The sequence below is a fragment of the Pseudomonas sp. IT-P74 genome, assembly GCF_949768175.1.
GTDB lineage: Bacteria > Pseudomonadota > Gammaproteobacteria > Pseudomonadales > Pseudomonadaceae > Aquipseudomonas.
The window spans coordinates 229,791-248,478 of sequence record NZ_CATKQD010000055.1; the positions used below are offsets into that span (position 1 = coordinate 229,791).

Consider the following 18,688-nt stretch of genomic DNA (forward strand, 5'->3'; position numbering starts at 1 on the left):
CTAACTGTACTTACGAGCCCCGTGCAGCGGAGACCGTTTCATGCCCGTTACCCCCGATATTCTGCTTCAGGCCTTCAGGCAGGCCAAGACTCAGGCCGGCTCCGCCAGTCCTGTGGCACTGACCGCTGAGCCCGGGGGCAAGGCCGCAAGCTTCGCTCATGTCTACGCCAGCGAGGCCCAGAGCAAGTCCAAGGCGTTGGCGGATGCCTCGGTCAGGCCGGGTAGCGACAAAGCCCGCGATGTTTCCGGAAAAAAAGATGCTGGTGACGACAAGTCTGCCGCCGAGGAACCGGTGGTTGCCGATGGCGGCAAATCCTTGCCTGCCGACCCTTCAGTGCAGGTTGACGACAAGGCCGCCGACGATGAAGCGTCAGATGCCGGCCAGGTTCAGGTCGTCGATGCCCTGCCGCTCGATCCGGCGCTTGATCCTTCAACGCAGCAAGTCCTTCAGCCAGTCGATCCGACACCGGCACCGGTAGCGCCCGTCGTGGCCGACACCGTGCAACCTGCCGTTGAAGTGTCGGTTGGCGCCGCAGTTACCGCTACGGCTGCAATCGCTCCGGCGCCGGCCACTGCCGACGGCGATTTCGATCCCTCGACCGATCCGCTCGACGCATTGCCGGCGGTACGCCTGGCGATGGAGCAGGGCGGTCACGTATCGGCTTCCAGCCAGGCGCAGCCCAAGGCTGCACCGGCACAGGCGCAAGCCCAGGCTGACGGGGAGCTGACGTCGGCGCAAAACTTTGCCGCGGGCATGGCAACCATGCTGGATGTTCAGGGCGACAAGAACGGCACCAGCCAGGGCGACGCCAAGGCTTTCAGCGGCCTGATCGATGACGGCCTGAAGGATCTCAAGTCCGCCAGCAGCGACACCCGTGTCGATGATTTCGCCAACCGTCTGGCAGCGCTGACCCAGGCGGCCACACCGAAGACCGCCAATGCCTTGCCGGTGAACCAACCGATCGCCATGCATCAGAGCGGCTGGACCGAAGAGGTGGTGAACCGGGTCATGTACCTGTCGAGCGCCAATCTCAAGGCGGCGGACATCCAGTTGCAGCCCGCTGAACTCGGGCGTCTGGATATTCGGGTGAACATGGTTCCCGATCAACAGACCCAAGTCACGTTCATGAGTGCGCATCCGGGTGTCCGAGAGGCGCTGGATGGCCAGGTCCATCGCTTGCGCGACATGTTCGCGCAGCAGGGCATGGGGCAGGTCGATGTCAATGTTTCGGACCAGTCCCGTGGTTCGCAGCAAGGGCAGGAACAAGCCGGGCAAAGCCACAGCGGTCGGGCCAGTACCAGCGGCGGTCGCCTTGATTCAATGGATGACGACATGACCCCGGGCATCGCTGAAGCGGCGGCCAATACCACCCGCGTGATCGGCTCCAGCGCGGTCGATTACTACGCCTGATCAAACGCCCCCCTCTGTAGGAGCGAGCTTGCTCGCGATGATCATTAACGATAACGCGTGCTTGCTGGCTAAACGCGCCGTTCTTGAATTCTTCGCGAGCAGGCTCGCTCCTACATGGCATAACACTTGCTCTTGCCTTGCCGTGCGACTGTGAAAACCCGATTAGTGACGGATTATTGGCATGGCGAAGAGCGACGCAGCAGTAAAAGACCCCGCAACCAAAGGCAAACTCAAGCTGATTATCTTGATCGTGGTGGCCCTGCTGCTGGCGATCGGTGTGTCCGTGGGCGCGACCTGGTACTTCATGCACAGCGCTCAGAGCAAACCTGCCGCCGCCGTGGCTGAAACCGCTCCGATCGGCAAGCAGCCAGCGATTTTCGAGTCGATGGCGCCGGCTTTCGTGGCCAACTTCAACCAGAACGGTCGCCAGCGCTACATGCAAGTGAGCATCACCATGCTCGCGCGCAATCAGGCGGATCTGGAGGCGCTCAAGGTCCACATGCCGGTGATCCGCAATAACCTGGTCATGCTGTTCTCCGGGCAGGATTTTGCGACCCTCGCCTCGCCGGTCGGCCAGGAAATGCTGCGGCAGAAAGCCACCGCCAGCGTCCAGGAAGTGGCGCAGAAAGAGCTCGGCAAAGTGGTGATCGAACAGTTGCTTTTCACTAATTTCGTACTGCAGTAGGAACACGACATGGCCGTGCAGGACCTGCTGTCCCAGGATGAGATCGACGCGCTGTTGCATGGCGTCGACGATGGTCTGGTACAGACCGAGAACGCTGCCGAACCCGGCGCCGTCAAAAGCTATGACCTGACCAGCCAGGATCGCATCGTCCGTGGACGCATGCCGACCCTGGAAATGATCAACGAGCGTTTCGCCCGCTATACCCGCATCAGCATGTTCAACATGCTGCGTCGCTCGGCGGACGTGGCGGTTGGTGGTGTGCAGGTGATGAAGTTCGGCGAATACGTGCACTCGCTGTACGTGCCGACCAGCCTCAACCTGGTCAAGATCAAACCCCTGCGTGGCACCGCGCTGTTCATCCTCGACGCCAAACTGGTGTTCAAGCTGGTGGACAACTTCTTCGGTGGCGACGGCCGGCACGCCAAGATCGAAGGGCGTGAATTCACCCCCACCGAACTGCGTGTGGTGCGCATGGTGCTGGAGCAGGCCTTCGTCGACTTGAAGGAAGCCTGGCAGGCGATCATGGAAGTCAATTTCGAGTACATCAACTCGGAAGTGAACCCGGCCATGGCCAACATCGTCGGCCCGAGCGAAGCCATCGTGGTGTCGACCTTCCACATCGAACTCGATGGCGGTGGCGGTGACCTGCACGTGACCATGCCGTACTCGATGATCGAGCCGGTGCGCGAAATGCTCGACGCCGGCTTCCAGTCGGACCTCGACGACCAGGACGAGCGCTGGGTCAATGCCCTGCGCCAGGACGTGCTGGACGTCGACGTGCCGATCGGTGCGACGGTGGCTCGTCGTCAGTTGCGCCTGCGCGACATCCTGCACATGCAGCCGGGGGATGTGATCCCGGTCGACATGCCGGAAGAAATGATCATGCGCGCCAATGGCGTGCCGGCCTTCAAGGTCAAGATGGGATCGCACAAGGGCAACCTGGCGTTGCAAGTGATCGAGCCGATCGAGCGCCGTTGAGCGGCGCTCGTACCCATTCGCGATTAACCGAATTCTGAATTTTTGCTCGCCGAGGACACTGACACTATGAGTACGCAAGACGATCAGGCTCTGGCCGATGAGTGGGCAGCAGCCCTGGAAGAAACCGGTGATGCCGGGCAGGCCGATATCGACGCCTTGCTGGCCGCCGATTCCGGCAACTCCGCGTCCAACCGCCTGCCGATGGAAGAGTTCGGCAGCGTGCCGAAAAACAACGATCCGGTGAGCCTGGAAGGCCCGAACCTGGACGTGATCCTCGATATCCCGGTGTCGATCTCCATGGAAGTGGGCAGCACCGACATCAACATTCGCAACCTGCTGCAACTGAACCAGGGTTCGGTGATCGAGCTCGATCGCCTGGCCGGCGAACCGCTGGACGTGCTGGTCAACGGCACGCTCATCGCCCATGGCGAAGTGGTGGTGGTCAACGAGAAGTTCGGCATCCGCCTGACGGACGTGATCAGCCCAAGCGAACGCATCAAGAAGCTGCGCTGAGTGAAAAGTGTTCTCGGATTTGTGTTGGCGATGCCGTTCAGCGTGCTGGCGGCCGAGCCTGTCGCAACGGCCACCACGGCCGCTGCGCCTGCGGTGAGCAGCGGTGTGGCGGGCCAGTTGACGCAGTTGGTGTTCGGCTTGCTGCTGGTGCTGGGGTTGATCTTCTTCCTCGCCTGGTTGCTTCGTCGGGTCCAGCAGGCCGGTCCGGCGGGCAAAGGGCAGGTGATCGAGATTGTCGGCTCCCGCGCGCTGGGGCCTCGCGATCGCCTGATGCTGGTGCAGGTCGGCAACGAGCAGATTCTGTTGGGCCTGAGCCCCGGCAACATCACTGCACTGCACGTTCTCAAGGAACCGGTGCAAGTGCCGAGTACCGAGAAACCCACGCCGGAATTTGCCCAGCGCCTGTTGGAGATGCTGGGTAAAGATCAGAAGGATAAGAAGTAATGGGTGCGCTGCGCATCGTCTTGACGCTGACCCTGATGCTGGCCGCGCCGCTGGCATTCGCCGCCGATCCGCTGTCTATTCCGGCCATCACCCTGGGCACCAATGCGCAGGGTGCGCAGGAATACTCGGTCAGCCTGCAAATCCTGCTGATCATGACCGCGCTGAGCTTTATCCCGGCGTTTGTCATGTTGATGACCAGTTTCACCCGGATCATCATCGTCTTCTCGATCCTGCGCCAGGCCCTGGGCCTGCAGCAGACGCCGTCGAACCAGATCCTCACCGGCATGGCGCTGTTCCTGACCCTGTTCATCATGGCGCCGGTGTTCGACCGGGTGAACCAGGACGCCTTGCAGCCGTATCTGGCGGAAAAGATGACGGCCCAGGATGCGGTCGCCAAGGCTCAGGTGCCGATCAAGAACTTCATGCTCGCCCAGACCCGCACCAGCGATCTGGAGCTGTTCATGCGCCTGTCCAAGCGCACTGACATCGCGACGCCGGATCAGGCGCCGCTGACCATCCTGGTGCCGGCCTTCGTGACCTCCGAGCTGAAAACCGCCTTCCAGATCGGCTTCATGATCTTCATTCCGTTCCTGATCATCGATCTGGTCGTGGCCAGTGTGTTGATGGCCATGGGTATGATGATGCTCTCGCCGCTGATCATTTCCCTGCCGTTCAAGATCATGTTGTTCGTGCTGGTCGATGGCTGGGCGCTGATCATCGGCACGCTGGCCAGCAGCTTTGGTGGTGTCTCGCCATGACCCCGGAAGTTGCGGTCGATATTTTCCGCGAAGCGCTGTGGCTGACCACCATGATGGTGGCGGTGCTGGTGATTCCGAGTCTGCTGGTCGGCCTGCTGGTGGCGATGTTCCAGGCTGCGACGCAAATCAACGAACAGACCCTGAGCTTCCTGCCGCGCCTGCTGGTGATGCTGGTAACCCTGATCGTTGCCGGCCCGTGGCTGGTGCAGACCTTCATGGAATACATCCTGCAGTTGTACGGCAGTATTCCTCAGGTCATCGGCTAGACCATGTCACTGCTAGCGCTGACCGATACCCAGATCAGCACCTGGGTGGCGACGTTCATGTTGCCGCTGTTTCGCGTCGGCGCCTTGCTGATGGTCATGCCGGTGTTTGGCACGACCCTGCTGCCCCGGCGCATCCGCCTGTATTTCGCGTTGGCCATTACCGCGGTCATCGTGCCGGGCCTGCCGCCGATGCCGCCGGTCAATCCCCTGGATTTGAGCGGGCTGTTGCTGATTGCCGAGCAGATTCTCATCGGTGCGGTGATGGGTTTTTCCTTGCAACTGTTCTTCCAGGCCTTTGTGGTGGCCGGGCAAATCGTCGCCATCCAGATGGGCATGGGCTTCGCCTCCATGGTCGACCCGACCAACGGTGTGTCGACGGCGGTGATCGGGCAGTTTTTCACCATGCTGGTGACGCTGCTGTTCCTGTCCATGAACGGTCATCTGGTGGTGTTCGAGATCCTCACCGAGAGTTTCACCACGTTGCCGGTGGGGGGCGGCCTGATGGTCAATCACTACTGGGAACTGGCCGGCAAGCTCGGCTGGGTGCTAGGTTCGGCGTTGTTGCTGGTACTGCCGGCGATCACCGCATTGCTGGTGGTCAACATCGCCTTTGGCGTCATGACCCGGGCAGCGCCGCAACTGAACATTTTTTCCATCGGCTTCCCGCTGACCCTGGTGCTTGGGCTGTTCATCATCTGGGTTGGACTAGCGGACATTCTCAACCAGTATCAACCGCTGGCCACCGAGGCCTTGCAGTTGTTACGCGAAATGGCACGGGCGAGCTGAGCCATGGCCGAGAGCGAAAGCGGTCAGGACAAAACAGAAGACCCCACGGAGAAGCGCAAGCGGGACTCCCGTGAAAAGGGTGAGATCGCGCGTTCCAAGGAACTCAACACCCTGGCGATCATGCTGGTCGGTGCCTCGGCGCTGCTGATTTTTGGCGGCGCCATGGCGCAGGACATGATGGAGCTGATGCGCATCAACTTCTCGCTGCCGCGGGAAGTGATCCTGGATCAGCACTCCATGGCCGCCTACCTGATGCGCTCGGGGCAAATTGCCCTGTGGTCGATCCAGCCGGTGATGATTGCGCTGGTGCTGGCCGCCATCATCGGCCCGATTTCCCTGGGCGGCTGGCTGTTCGCGGCGGGTTCCATGGCGCCCAAGTTCAGCCGCTTGAACCCCGGTCCCGGCCTCAAACGCATGTTCTCCACCAAGTCGCTGGTCGAACTGCTCAAGGCCCTGGCCAAGTTCATCATCATCCTGTTCGTGGCGCTGGCGGTATTGTCGTCGGACATCGATGACCTGCTGCGCATCGCCCATGAGCCCCTGGACATGGCGATCATTCACAGCCTGCAAGTGGTGGGCTGGAGCACCTTGTGGATGGCGTGCGGGCTGATCATCATCGCCGCGGTGGATGTGCCGATACAGATTTGGGAAAGCGTTAAAAAGCTGAAGATGACCAAGCAGGAAGTGCGCGACGAGCACAAGGACCAGGAGGGGCGACCTGAGGTCAAGCAGCGCATTCGTCAACTGCAGCGCGAGATGTCCCAGCGGCGGATGATGGCCGCCATTCCCGAGGCCGACGTGGTCATCACCAACCCGACGCACTACGCCGTGGCACTCAAATACGACCCGGAAAAGGGTAATGCGCCGGTATTGCTGGCCAAGGGCAGCGACTTCCTGGCCCTGAAGATCCGCGAGATCGCGGCGGCCAACGAGATTTTGCTGCTGGAGTCGCCGGCGTTGGCGCGGTCGATCTACTACTCCACCGAGCTTGAACAGGAAATTCCCGGCGGACTCTACCTGGCGGTTGCGCAGGTGCTGGCTTACGTCTACCAGATTCGACAGTATCGGGCGGGCAAGGGCAAGCGTCCGGATCCGCTCAAGGATGATTTGCCGATCCCGCCGGATTTGCGGCGCGATCGCTGATCCAACCGTTGATCTGAAAGTTTCGCAGACCTGTCAGTTATGACAGTAGACCCCGAGTGCTGTCTTGCTATTCCATGGCCCTCGACAGGTTGCTGTCAGGCGCAGGGCCTGCCAGCTGTTACCTGTCTTACTGATGATGGGTAGGGAGAAGGTCATGACGGTGGTTTATCGGCGGCTCGAAGGGATGGCGTTGACGTTTGTTTCCGGCACCCTTGAGCAGAATGACGAGCGAATGCTCAGTTATGCGGTTACTTTCAGAATGTCGCTGGACTTCGTGCATTTCTTGCACATGAGCAATCAGTTTCTTTCGGGGTACCTGGATGATCCGGTCAATGCGATCAGGCCGGAATTGGGTGGGCTGGCTTATCACTACTCCTACAATTACTTCTTCTCTGCCGCTGGTGATATCAGCAGTAGCGCAGATCTGTTCAAGGTCTTCGCCAGTCCCTATTACTACATGGATGCTTGGTCGACCGGAGGGCTGGAGCGCCGATACGGCAAGCCAGCTTTTCGGCATGTCGGTGAACAGTTGGAAGTGACTGTTCGTCGGGATTTTCGTTGGGAGGACGGTGCGCCGATTTACGTGAAGGATTTGCCGCTCATTACATTTGATTGGTCGCTCAATGTAATGCAGGGGCATTCATCTCAGAAACCGAAGCCGAAGCTGAAGCCGAAGCTTGCTCCTGGTTCGATCGTCATTTTTGGCTATACGGAAGCTGAAACAGTGGAGATCGGTGGAGTGCCGGTGCGCAAGCGCATGCGTTACATGGTGGGCAGTGAGTTGCAACTCGGCGCCATTCTCCCTGAGCAGATTCTGACCGCCGAGTGATTGTTTTCCGCCCCGGATTCCTGCATTCCGTTCCTTGGCAAAAAAGTTGGAAAGCTTCTTGCAGTAGCCGCTCTGCGTCTGCTTCAGGCGTCAAAAGTTTGCTTTAAAGGAACGGGGAAAACCGGTGGATCGCTCTCAGTTAATCAACAGTGCCCGCACAAACGTTGCCGACCTCAGTCGAGGCAATCTGGGCGTGCCGCTGTTGCTGCTGGTCATGCTGGCGATGATGATGTTGCCGGTGCCGCCGTTCCTGCTGGACGTGTTCTTCACCTTCAACATCGCGCTGTCCATCGTCGTGCTGCTGGTGTGCGTCTACGCTTTGCGGCCGCTGGATTTCGCGGTGTTTCCGACCATCCTGCTGGTGGCGACGCTGTTGCGCCTGGCGTTGAACGTGGCCTCCACGCGGGTGGTGATGCTCCACGGTCAGGACGGCCATGCGGCGGCCGGCAAGGTGATCCAGGCCTTTGGTGAGGTGGTGATCGGCGGTAACTACGTGGTTGGTATCGTGGTGTTCGCGATCTTGATGATCATCAACTTCGTCGTGGTGACCAAGGGCGCCGGGCGGATTTCCGAGGTGAGCGCGCGTTTCACCCTTGATGCGATGCCCGGCAAGCAAATGGCGATCGACGCCGACCTCAACGCCGGCCTGATCGATCAGGCCCAGGCCAAGGCCCGCCGCTCGGAAGTGGCCCAGGAAGCCGAGTTCTACGGTTCCATGGACGGTGCCAGCAAATTCGTTCGCGGTGACGCCATCGCCGGCCTGTTGATCCTGTTCATCAACCTGATCGGCGGCATGGCGGTCGGTATCTTCCAGCACGGCATGACCTTCGGCGACGCCGGCAAGGTGTATGCGCTGCTGACCATCGGTGACGGTTTGGTGGCGCAATTGCCATCACTGTTGTTATCGACAGCAGCGGCAATCATGGTGACCCGTGCGTCCGGTTCGGAAGACATGGGCAAGCAAATCAATCGCCAGATGTTCGCCTCGCCCAAGGCGCTGGCGGTAGCAGCCGGTTTGATGGCGGTCATGGGCCTGGTGCCCGGCATGCCGCACTTCTCGTTCCTGAGCATGGCGGCCCTGGCGGCCGGTGGTGCTTATCTGTTCTGGAAAAAGCAGAACGTCGCCAAGGTGCAGGCCCTGCAAGAGGTCAAGCGCCAGCAGGAGTTGCTGCCGTCGCCGGCCCGTGCCCAGGAAACCAAGGAGCTTGGCTGGGATGACGTGACGCCGATCGACATGATCGGCCTGGAAGTGGGTTATCGCCTGATTCCATTGGTGGACCGCAACCAGGGCGGCCAGTTGCTGGCGCGGATCAAGGGCGTTCGCAAGAAGCTGTCCCAGGATCTGGGCTTCCTGATGCCCACGGTGCATATCCGCGACAACCTCGACCTGGCGCCAAGTGCCTATCGCCTGACCCTCATGGGGGTGATCCTGGCCGAGGCGGAGATCTACCCGGATCGCGAGCTGGCGATCAACCCGGGGCAGGTCTACGGCACGCTCAATGGTATTACCGCCAAAGATCCGGCTTTCGGCCTGGAGGCGGTCTGGATCGAAATCAGCCAGCGCGCCCAGGCGCAATCCCTCGGCTATACCGTGGTCGATGCCAGTACAGTAGTGGCTACCCACTTGAACCAGATACTCTACAAGCATTCCAGTGAACTGATCGGTCACGAAGAAGTGCAGCAACTCATGCAATTGCTGGCCAAAAGCTCGCCGAAACTGGCCGAGGAACTGGTGCCGGGCGTGGTTTCGCTGTCGCAGTTGCTCAAGGTGCTGCAAGCGCTGCTGGCCGAACAAGTACCTGTACGCGATATCCGCAGCATTGCCGAGGCGATCGCCAACAATGCCGCCAAGAGTCAAGATACCGCCGCGCTGGTGGCTGCCGTGCGGGTTGGCGTATCCCGTGCAATCGTCCAAAGCATTGTAGGCACTGAGTCGCAGCTGCCAGTCATCACGCTGGAGCCAAGGTTGGAACAGATATTGCTCAATAGTCTGCAGAAGGCAGGACAAGGCTCGGAAGAGGGTGTTCTGCTGGAGCCAAGCATGGCTGAGAAGCTGCAACGTTCGTTGATCGACGCGGCGCAGCGTCAGGAGATGCAAGGTCAGCCGGTGATTCTGCTGGTGGCCGGTCCGGTTCGCGCGATGCTCTCGCGATTCGGCCGGCTCGCAGTCCCGGGTTTGCACGTGTTGGCTTACCAGGAAATCCCTGACAACAAGCAAGTGACCATCGTTGCGACAGTAGGGCCCAACGGCTGAGGTAGTGGTTTATGCAAGTTAAGCGTTTTTTCGCCGCCGATATGCGTCAGGCCATGAAGCTGGTTCGCGATGAGCTGGGCGCTGATGCCGCCATCATTGGCAACCGCCGGATCGCCGGGGGTGTCGAATTGACGGCTGCGCTGGATTACAAGCTGTCGGCCCTGGCGCCGCGGGTCCCGAACATGGAGCTCGAAGACGAGCTGCGCAAGACTCAGTCGCGGATCGTCACTGCCCAGGCCGAATTGAGCCTGCGTGGCGATGGCGAGAGCGACAACGCAACCAATCGCCAGTTGTTCGCCGGCTTGCCGTTGACCGCCGCCGAGCCGCTGATGGAACCGACCTACGCCGAACCTCGTCGCCCCGCGCCGGCCGCTGCGCCAGCGTCCGGTGGCGTGGATCCGCGGGCGTTTGACTCGATGCGTTTCGAGCTCAACAGCCTGCGCGAACTCATGGAAGTCCAACTCGGCTCCCTGGCCTGGAATCAGCTGCAAGGCAGCCGTCCGGACCAGGCCAACCTCTGGCGTCGCCTGCAACGCATTGGCCTGTCCGGCCCGCTGTCGCGCGACCTGCTGGCGATGATCAGCGAAATCGAAGAGCCTCGTCAGGCCTGGCGCATGTTGCTGGCGCACCTGGCGCGCATGATCGTTACCCCGGAAGTCGAGCCGCTGGAAGAGGGCGGTGTGATTGCCATGGTCGGCCCTGCCGGCATGGGCAAGACCACCACCCTGGCCAAGCTGGCCGCCCGCTACGTGCTCAAGTACGGCGCGCAGAACATCGCGCTGGTGAGCATGGACAGCTTCCGCATCGGTGCCCAGGAGCAGCTCAAGACCCTGGGGCGCATTCTCAATGTGTCGGTGACCCACGTCGATCCGGGCCAGTCCCTGGTGCAGGCCCTGGAACCACTGTTGCGCAAGCGCGTGGTGCTGATCGATACCGCCGGCCTGCAGGCCAGCGATCCGGCCCTGCGCATGCAGCTCGAAAGCCTGGCCGGTCGTGGCATCCGCTCGAAAAATTATCTGGTCCTGGCAACCACCAGCCAGAAACAGGTTCTAACGGCCGCTTATCACAGTTACAAGCGTTGCGGGCTCGCCGGCTGCATCCTGACTAAACTGGATGAAACGGCAAGTCTGGGCGAGGTGTTGAGCCTGGCCATCAGTCATGAATTGCCGGTGGCTTACCTGACCGATGGCCCGCGGATCCCGGATGATTTGCATCTGCCGCGTCGTCATCAGTTGGTCAGCCGCGCCGTGAGCGTGCAAATGCAGGAAGAACCCAGCGAAGAAGCCATGGCTGACATGTTCGCTGACATCTACCACAGCCCGACCAAGCAGGTTGGCTGAGGTATTAATGAACAGTTTTTGTACCTACATCGATGGTCTGCCATGCATTGTTCCGTTTGTGAACGCGCAGCCAGTAATGTGGCCTCCGTCTATGCAAGACAAGGTAAAGAAATAACATGGGCAGCATGCATCCCGTACAGGTGATCGCGGTGACCGGCGGCAAAGGTGGCGTCGGGAAAACTAATGTGTCAGTGAACTTGTCCCTGGCTTTGGCCGAGCTTGGCCGGCGCGTCATGCTGTTGGACGCGGACCTTGGACTGGCGAACGTCGACGTTCTGCTGGGCCTGACACCCAAACGTACCCTGGCCGACGTGATCGAAGGCCGCTGCGAACTGCGCGATGTATTGCTGCAGGGACCCGGCGGCATCCGTATCGTTCCGGCCGCATCCGGCACTCAGAGCATGGTGCATCTGAGCCCCGCGCAACACGCCGGCCTGATCCAGGCCTTCAGTGATATCGGCGACAACCTCGACGTACTGGTGATCGACACCGCTGCGGGCATTGGGGACTCGGTAGTCAGTTTCGTTCGCGCCGCCCAGGAAGTGCTGCTGGTGGTGTGCGACGAGCCGACTTCGATTACCGATGCCTATGCCTTGATCAAGTTGCTGAACCGCGACTACGGCATGAACCGCTTCCGCGTCCTGGCCAACATGGCCCAGAGCCCGCAGGAAGGACGCAACCTGTTCGCCAAGTTGACCAAGGTCACGGATCGCTTCCTCGATGTCGCCTTACAATACGTCGGCGCGGTGCCCTACGACGAAAGCGTGCGCAAGGCCGTGCAGAAGCAGCGCGCCGTCTACGAGGCCTTCCCGCGTTCCAAGTGCTCGCTGGCGTTCAAGGCCATCGCGCAGAAGGTCGATACCTGGCCGCTGCCCGCCAACCCGCGCGGGCACCTGGAGTTTTTCGTCGAGCGGCTTGTGCAGCAGACAGCAGGACCTGTTCTATGACAGCCAGCGGCTACAACCTCTACAAAAAGTCGGCACGCGATGCGCAGTACGAGCTGATCGAGCGTTACGCGCCGCTGGTTAAACGCATTGCCTACCACTTGCTGGCGCGATTGCCGGCCAGTGTCCAGGTTGAAGACCTGATCCAGGCCGGGATGATCGGCCTGCTTGAAGTATCGACCAAATATGACGCCAGCAAAGGCGCCAGTTTCGAAACGTACGCGGGCATACGAATCCGCGGCGCCATGCTCGATGAGGTGCGCAAGGGGGACTGGGCGCCACGTTCGGTTCACCGCAATACGCGGATGGTCAGCGATGCCATTCGCTCGATTGAAGCGAAAACCGGCCGTGATGCTAAAGATCACGAAGTTGCGGCCGAACTCCAATTGAGTCTCGATGATTACTACGGGATTTTGAACGACACCCTGGGCAGCCGGCTGTTCAGTTTCGACGACCTTTTGCAGGACGGCGAACACGAGGGGCTGCACGAGGATGGCGCGAGTGCTCATCTCGAGCCGTCACGCGACCTGGAGGATGAACGCTTCCAGGCTGCGCTGGCGGATGCGATTGCCAATTTGCCGGAGCGTGAGCGGCTGGTGTTGGCGCTGTACTACGACGAAGAGTTGAACCTCAAGGAAATCGGTGAGGTCCTGGGGGTCAGCGAATCGCGGGTCAGCCAGTTACACAGCCAGTGCGCGGCCCGTTTGCGGGGGCGTTTGGGGGAGTGGCGAGCGCGCTGAAGGCAGTGTGGGGACACTGCGAACGAGGCTGGTGTGGTGTTGAACTGCGCCGGTCGCGATCTGTTGTGCTCCAGACAGTCATTGAGTGCTTTGCCGGATTGATTGAAATGGCGTGTCCAGGTGCTGGGCGCGTTTAAGACTGCTTGGAGGTCGAATTGGACAAGAACATGAAAATCCTCATCGTTGATGACTTCTCAACGATGCGGCGGATCATCAAGAACCTGCTGCGTGACCTTGGGTTCACCAACACCGTCGAGGCCGACGATGGCACTACCGCCATTCCGGTGCTCAACAGCGGAAGCATCGACTTTCTGGTAACGGACTGGAACATGCCTGGCATGACCGGTATCGATCTGCTGCGCCACGTGCGTGCCGATGAAAAGCTCAAGCACCTGCCGGTGCTGATGGTGACCGCTGAAGCCAAGCGCGAGCAGATCATCGAAGCCGCCCAGGCCGGTGTTAACGGCTATGTGGTCAAACCCTTCACGGCCCAGGCGTTGAAAGAAAAAATCGAGAAGATTTTCGAACGCATCGGTTGATGAATGCGCCACGGGGGAGCTATGGGCAATAACGAAACTTCATTGGGCGACTTTGAATCGACCCTGAAAAAACACGCCGTCGAATTGGTCGAGAGCCTTGAAAAAGGCAAGTTCGGCGACGCGGTGCAATTGATCCATGAGCTCAACCAGACCCGTGACCGTGGCCTGTATCAGGAAGTGGGCAAGCTCACCCGCGAACTGCATAGCGCGATCGTCAATTTCCAGATTGACCCGCACATGCCGCAAGCCGAAGAAGTGTCGCAGATCACCGACGCCACCGAGCGCCTGGGGTACGTGGTCAAGCTGACCGAGGCCGCGGCCAATCGCACCATGGATCTGGTGGAAAGTGCCACGCCGCTGGTCAATGGCCTGGCCGATGAAGCCAAGGTGTTGAGCGCGGACTGGGGGCGCTTCATGCGTCGCGAAGTCGGCGCCGAAGAGTTTCGTGAACTGGCCCGGCGGGTCGACGGGTTCCTGACGCGCAGCGGCACGGACAATCGCGCGGTGTCGGGCAACCTCAACGACATCCTGCTCGCCCAGGATTACCAGGACCTCACAGGCCAGGTGATCAAGCGTGTGACCCAGTTGGTCACCGAAGTTGAAAGCAACCTGCTCAAGCTCGTGCTGATGGCCAGTCAGGTGGACCGCTTTGCGGGCATCGAACATGACCGTGAAGCGATGCTTGCTGAAAAAGATCCACAAAAACATCTCTCTCAGGGTGAAGGTCCGCAGATTCATGCCGATAAAAGAGAAGACGTTGTGTCCGGCCAGGACGATGTGGACGATTTGTTATCCAGCCTGGGATTTTAGAGTTTTAGAATTTTAGGTTTTTTGGGTTTTTAGACCTGTAGGAGCACCCCCTTAATGAGCTTCGGCGCCGATGAAGAGATCCTTCAGGATTTCCTGGTTGAGGCCGGCGAGATTCTAGAGCAACTGTCCGAGCAACTGGTCGAGCTGGAAAGCCGTCCGGATGATGCGGATCTGCTCAATGCAATTTTTCGCGGTTTTCACACTGTAAAAGGGGGCGCCGGCTTCCTCCAGCTCAACGAACTGGTGGAGTGCTGCCACATCGCCGAGAACGTGTTCGACATCCTGCGCAAGGGTGAACGTCGCGTCGACTCGGAACTGATGGACGTGGTTCTCGAAGCGCTGGACGCGGTGAACGGCATGTTCAGCGAAGTCCGCGAACGCGGCCCGATCACGGCCGCGACACCGCAACTGCTCGCGGCGCTGGCCCGTCTGGCCGAGCCGCAATCGGCTGACGAGGTGGCTGCCGCGCCTGTCGCCGCCGTGGTCGAAGCGCCTGTGGCTGAAGCCGAGTCGGGCGATATCACCGACAATGAATTCGAACAACTGCTGGACTCGCTGAATGCCGTCAAGGCCCAGGCCGAGGCCCCGAAGGCTGCTCCAGCGCCTGCCGGCAATGCCGCCGGCAGCGATGAAATCACCGATGCCGAGTTCGAGTCGTTGCTCGATCAGCTGCACGGTAAAGGCCAGTTCGCCGTTGACGCGGTGGTCCCGGCGACCGCTGTGCCAGAAGCGCCGAAAGCGGCCGGCGACAGTTCCGATATTACTGACGACGAATTCGAAGCACTGCTCGACCAACTGCACGGCAAGGGTAACTTTGCTGTCGAGGCGCTGGAGTCGGCCATTGCTTCTGTGCCCGCGCCCGCGGCACCCAGCGCGGTGGCGGCCGGCAGCGATCTGATTTCCGATCACGAGTTCGAAGCGCTGCTCGACGAGTTGCACGGCAAAGGCAAGTTCACTGAAGTGGGCGCAACGGCTGGAACGGCAACCGGCGCCAACGCCTCGGTTGCGGCACCTGCCGCCAAGGCAGCCGCGCCGAAACCCGTGGCCAAGGCTCCCGAGCCAATAGCCGAAACACGGGCCCCTGTGGCCGCTGCTGCACCGGCTGCTGCCCGTGCCCCGGCCGTGCCACCGGCGGAAAAGCCGGCGAGTGAAGCCGAGACCACCGTGCGCGTCGATACCGCGCGTCTCGACGAGATCATGAACATGGTCGGCGAGTTGGTGCTGGTGCGTAACCGCCTGGTCCGCCTGGGCCTCAACAGCGGCGACGAAGCCATGTCCAAGGCCGTGTCGAACCTCGACGTGGTCACCGCCGACCTGCAGACCGCGGTCATGAAGACCCGGATGCAGCCGATCAAGAAAGTCTTCGGGCGCTTCCCGCGCCTGGTTCGCGACCTGGCCCGCCAGCTCAAGAAAGAGATCAACCTGGAACTGGTCGGCGAAGAAACCGACCTCGACAAGAACCTCGTCGAGGCTCTGGCCGACCCGCTGGTCCACTTGGTGCGCAACGCGGTCGACCATGGCATCGAATCGCCGGAAGAACGCGAAGCTTCGGGCAAGGCCCGGGGTGGCAAAGTGATCCTGGCGGCCGAGCAGGAGGGCGACCACATCCTGCTGTCGATCTCCGACGACGGCAAAGGCATGGACCCGAACGTCCTGCGTTCCATCGCGGTTAAACGCGGCGTGATGGACAAGGATGCCGCCGATCGTCTGAGCGACACCGAATGCTACAACCTGATCTTCGCCCCGGGTTTCTCGACCAAGACCGAGATCTCCGACGTATCGGGTCGCGGCGTGGGCATGGACGTGGTGAAAACCAAGATTTCCCAGCTCAACGGTTCGATCAACATCTACTCGGCCAAGGGCCAGGGTTCGAAGATCGTCATCAAGGTGCCGCTGACCCTGGCGATCATGCCGACGCTGATGGTCATGCTCGGCAACCAGGCGTTCGCGTTCCCGCTGGTGAACGTCAACGAGATCTTCCACCTCGACCTGTCGACCACCAACGTCGTGGACGGCCAGGAAGTGGTGATCGTGCGGGACAAGGCGCTGCCATTGTTCTATCTCAAACGCTGGCTGGTCAGCTCCGCCGCTCACGAAGAGCAGCGCGAGGGCCATGTGGTGATCCTTTCGGTGGGCACCCAGCGGATCGGCTTTGTCGTCGATCAACTGGTGGGCCAGGAAGAAGTGGTCATCAAGCCATTGGGCAAAATGCTCCAGGGAACTCCGGGCATGTCCGGCGCCACCATCACCGGTGACGGCCGCATCGCGCTGATTCTCGATGTTCCGAGCATGCTCAAGCGTTACGCCACACGGCGTATTTGATTCTGGTGGAGCGGGGCGCCTGGCCTCGCTCCATCTAATGGAGTGTTTATGGCAGTCAAAGTCCTGGTGGTGGACGATTCGGGGTTTTTCCGCCGCCGCGTTTCGGAAATTCTTTCAGCGGATTCCAATATCCAGGTCGTCGGCACGGCGACCAATGGCAAAGAGGCGATCGATCAGGCGCTGGCCCTCAAGCCCGACGTGATCACCATGGACTACGAGATGCCGATGATGGACGGCATCACTGCCGTGCGGCACATCATGCAACGCTGCCCGACCCCGGTCCTGATGTTCTCCTCGCTGACCCACGAAGGCGCCCGGGTCACCCTCGATGCGCTGGATGCCGGCGCGGTGGACTTCCTGCCGAAGAACTTCGAAGACATCTCGCGCAACCCCGAGAAGGTCAAGCAACTGCTGTGCGAAAAGATCCTGAGCATTTCGCGCAGCAATCGTCGCGTCAGCACTTACAGCGCTCCGGCCCCTGTGGCCGCACCAGCTCCAACACCTGCGCCTTCCAGTATCGGAAGTTACGGCAGCAGCGCGCCCGTGCGTCCGGCACCGGCACCGATTCCTGTGCGTACACATGGGGCCTGCGCGTCGTCGCCCGCGCCGAAACGCAAAGCCTACAAACTGGTGGCCATCGGTACGTCCACCGGTGGCCCGGTCGCCCTGCAGCGGGTCTTGACCCAATTGCCGGCCAACTTCCCGGCCCCGATCGTGCTGGTCCAGCACATGCCGGCCGCCTTCACAAAGGCCTTTGCCGAGCGCCTGGACAAGCTCTGCCGCATCAGCGTCAAGGAAGCCGAGGATGGCGACATCCTGCGTCCGGGCCTGGCGCTGCTGGCGCCGGGTGGCAAGCAGATGATGATCGACGGTCGCGGCGCGGTGAAAATCCTCCCGGGTGACGAACGTCTCAACTACAAACCGTGCGTGGACATCACCTTCGGTTCGGCGGCCAAGACCTACGGTGACAAAGTTCTGGCGGTGGTCCTGACCGGCATGGGCGCCGACGGCCGCGAAGGCGCGCGCCTGCTCAAGCAGGGTGGCAGTTCGATCTGGGCACAGGACGAAGCCAGTTGCGTGATCTACGGCATGCCGATGGCCATCGTCAAAGCCGAACTCGCCGACGCGGTGTACAGCCTCGACGACATTGGCAAGCACTTGGTCGAGGCCTGTATCTGATGGATGTTCTCAGCCTGATTGGCATCATCATGGCCTTTGTCGCGATCATCGGCGGCAACTACCTTGAAGGCGGTCATCTCGGCGCCCTGGCCAACGGCCCGGCAGCACTGATCGTACTCGGCGGCACCATTGGCGCCGCGCTGCTGCAATCGCCGATGAGTGCCTTCAAGCGCGCCATGCAGATCCTCGCCTGGATCCTGTTCCCGCCCCGTGTCGACCTGGCCGGTGGCATCGACCGCGTGGTGAACTGGAGCCTGACCGCCCGCAAGGAAGGCCTGCTGGGCCTTGAAGGCATCGCCGACGCCGAGCCCGACAACTACGCGCGCAAAGGTCTGCAACTGCTGGTTGACGGCGCCGAGCCGGAAGCGATCCGCAGCATTCTGGAAGTGGATTTCTACACCCAGGAAAGCCGCGACATCGAAGCGGCCAAGGTCTTCGAAAGCATGGGCGGTTACGCGCCGACCATCGGCATCATCGGTGCGGTCATGGGCCTGATTCATGTCATGGGCAACCTCGCTGATCCATCGCAACTGGGCAGCGGTATTGCCGTGGCGTTCGTCGCCACCATCTACGGCGTGGCCAGTGCCAACCTGGTGCTGCTGCCGATCGCCGCCAAACTCAAATCCATTGCGTTGCGCCAGTCGCGTTATCGCGAAATGCTACTTGAAGGGCTCCTGTCGATCGCCGAAGGTGAAAACCCACGCTCCATTGAGTTGAAGCTTCAGGGCTTCATGGATTGATGGGGGG

General features: G+C 60.9%; 19 protein-coding genes. All 19 read left to right on the forward strand.

The annotated features are described in order from the left end of the window. The first annotated feature begins 40 nt into the window (after positions 1–40). The 19 genes from ACM6J5_RS21405 to ACM6J5_RS21495 all read left to right on the forward strand — a co-directional run bounded on the left by ACM6J5_RS21405 (position 41) and on the right by ACM6J5_RS21495 (position 18,681). A complete protein-coding gene (locus tag ACM6J5_RS21405) occupies positions 41–1,411 on the forward strand; it encodes a flagellar hook-length control protein FliK (protein WP_095944073.1) in 1,371 nt (456 codons plus the stop codon). Positions 1,412–1,592: 181 nt separating this feature from the next. Next, positions 1,593–2,096: a flagellar basal body-associated protein FliL gene (gene fliL, locus ACM6J5_RS21410; RefSeq protein ID WP_095944072.1), complete on the forward strand. Its 504-nt coding sequence runs from the start codon at positions 1,593–1,595 to the stop codon at positions 2,094–2,096. A 9-nt stretch (positions 2,097–2,105) separates the two neighbouring features. Continuing rightward, positions 2,106–3,074, forward strand: coding sequence for a flagellar motor switch protein FliM (gene fliM / locus ACM6J5_RS21415; protein WP_008052878.1), 969 nt, complete (start codon positions 2,106–2,108; stop codon positions 3,072–3,074). Between the two features lie 66 nt (positions 3,075–3,140). Beyond that, a complete protein-coding gene (gene fliN, locus ACM6J5_RS21420; protein ID WP_095944071.1) occupies positions 3,141–3,587 on the forward strand; it encodes a flagellar motor switch protein FliN in 447 nt (148 codons plus the stop codon). Between the two features lie 30 nt (positions 3,588–3,617). Then, positions 3,618–4,031: a flagellar biosynthetic protein FliO gene (gene fliO / locus ACM6J5_RS21425; RefSeq protein WP_095944089.1), complete on the forward strand. Its 414-nt coding sequence runs from the start codon at positions 3,618–3,620 to the stop codon at positions 4,029–4,031. Continuing rightward, positions 4,031–4,789 (forward strand): flagellar type III secretion system pore protein FliP, encoded by a 759-nt coding sequence (gene fliP, locus ACM6J5_RS21430; RefSeq protein ID WP_095944070.1) that lies wholly within the window; start codon positions 4,031–4,033, stop codon positions 4,787–4,789. Before fliO ends, fliP begins: the two co-directional genes overlap by 1 nt. Then, on the forward strand, positions 4,786–5,055 hold the full coding sequence (fliQ, locus tag ACM6J5_RS21435; RefSeq protein WP_007948918.1) for a flagellar biosynthesis protein FliQ: 270 nt from the start codon (positions 4,786–4,788) through the stop codon (positions 5,053–5,055). The genes fliP and fliQ overlap by 4 nt, the downstream gene beginning before the upstream one ends. Before the next feature lie 3 nt (positions 5,056–5,058). Continuing rightward, the gene (gene fliR / locus ACM6J5_RS21440) at positions 5,059–5,841 is read left to right on the forward strand and encodes a flagellar biosynthetic protein FliR (RefSeq protein ID WP_414929295.1); all 783 of its coding nucleotides are present in this window, start codon (positions 5,059–5,061) and stop codon (positions 5,839–5,841) included. Positions 5,842–5,844: 3 nt separating this feature from the next. Next, positions 5,845–6,984 carry a flagellar biosynthesis protein FlhB gene (gene flhB / locus ACM6J5_RS21445; protein WP_414929296.1) on the forward strand — a complete coding sequence of 380 codons (1,140 nt, stop codon included), beginning with the start codon at positions 5,845–5,847 and terminating at the stop codon, positions 6,982–6,984. Between the two features lie 154 nt (positions 6,985–7,138). Continuing rightward, positions 7,139–7,813 (forward strand): hypothetical protein, encoded by a 675-nt coding sequence (locus ACM6J5_RS21450; protein WP_095944088.1) that lies wholly within the window; start codon positions 7,139–7,141, stop codon positions 7,811–7,813. 124 nt (positions 7,814–7,937) lie between these two features. Next, positions 7,938–10,067, forward strand: a complete 2,130-nt coding sequence (gene flhA, locus ACM6J5_RS21455) for a flagellar biosynthesis protein FlhA (RefSeq protein WP_095944067.1) — start codon at positions 7,938–7,940, stop codon at positions 10,065–10,067. Between the two features lie 11 nt (positions 10,068–10,078). Further along, on the forward strand, positions 10,079–11,407 hold the full coding sequence (flhF, locus tag ACM6J5_RS21460; protein ID WP_095944066.1) for a flagellar biosynthesis protein FlhF: 1,329 nt from the start codon (positions 10,079–10,081) through the stop codon (positions 11,405–11,407). Positions 11,408–11,523: 116 nt separating this feature from the next. Then, the gene (fleN, locus tag ACM6J5_RS21465) at positions 11,524–12,354 is read left to right on the forward strand and encodes a flagellar synthesis regulator FleN (RefSeq protein ID WP_008001746.1); all 831 of its coding nucleotides are present in this window, start codon (positions 11,524–11,526) and stop codon (positions 12,352–12,354) included. Further along, positions 12,351–13,091, forward strand: a complete 741-nt coding sequence (gene fliA / locus ACM6J5_RS21470) for an RNA polymerase sigma factor FliA (RefSeq protein WP_007894214.1) — start codon at positions 12,351–12,353, stop codon at positions 13,089–13,091. The genes fleN and fliA overlap by 4 nt, the downstream gene beginning before the upstream one ends. Positions 13,092–13,258: 167 nt before the next feature. After that, positions 13,259–13,630, forward strand: a complete 372-nt coding sequence (locus ACM6J5_RS21475) for a chemotaxis response regulator CheY (protein ID WP_003183998.1) — start codon at positions 13,259–13,261, stop codon at positions 13,628–13,630. A 21-nt stretch (positions 13,631–13,651) separates the two neighbouring features. Next, positions 13,652–14,440: a protein phosphatase CheZ gene (locus ACM6J5_RS21480; protein WP_008052267.1), complete on the forward strand. Its 789-nt coding sequence runs from the start codon at positions 13,652–13,654 to the stop codon at positions 14,438–14,440. Positions 14,441–14,494: 54 nt separating this feature from the next. Then, positions 14,495–16,762 (forward strand): chemotaxis protein CheA, encoded by a 2,268-nt coding sequence (locus ACM6J5_RS21485; RefSeq protein ID WP_414929297.1) that lies wholly within the window; start codon positions 14,495–14,497, stop codon positions 16,760–16,762. A gap of 48 nt (positions 16,763–16,810) precedes the next feature. Beyond that, positions 16,811–17,941 carry a protein-glutamate methylesterase/protein-glutamine glutaminase gene (locus tag ACM6J5_RS21490; RefSeq protein WP_095944064.1) on the forward strand — a complete coding sequence of 377 codons (1,131 nt, stop codon included), beginning with the start codon at positions 16,811–16,813 and terminating at the stop codon, positions 17,939–17,941. Beyond that, positions 17,941–18,681 carry a flagellar motor protein gene (locus ACM6J5_RS21495; RefSeq protein ID WP_057715870.1) on the forward strand — a complete coding sequence of 247 codons (741 nt, stop codon included), beginning with the start codon at positions 17,941–17,943 and terminating at the stop codon, positions 18,679–18,681. Before ACM6J5_RS21490 ends, ACM6J5_RS21495 begins: the two co-directional genes overlap by 1 nt. Positions 18,682–18,688: the final 7 nt, after the last annotated feature.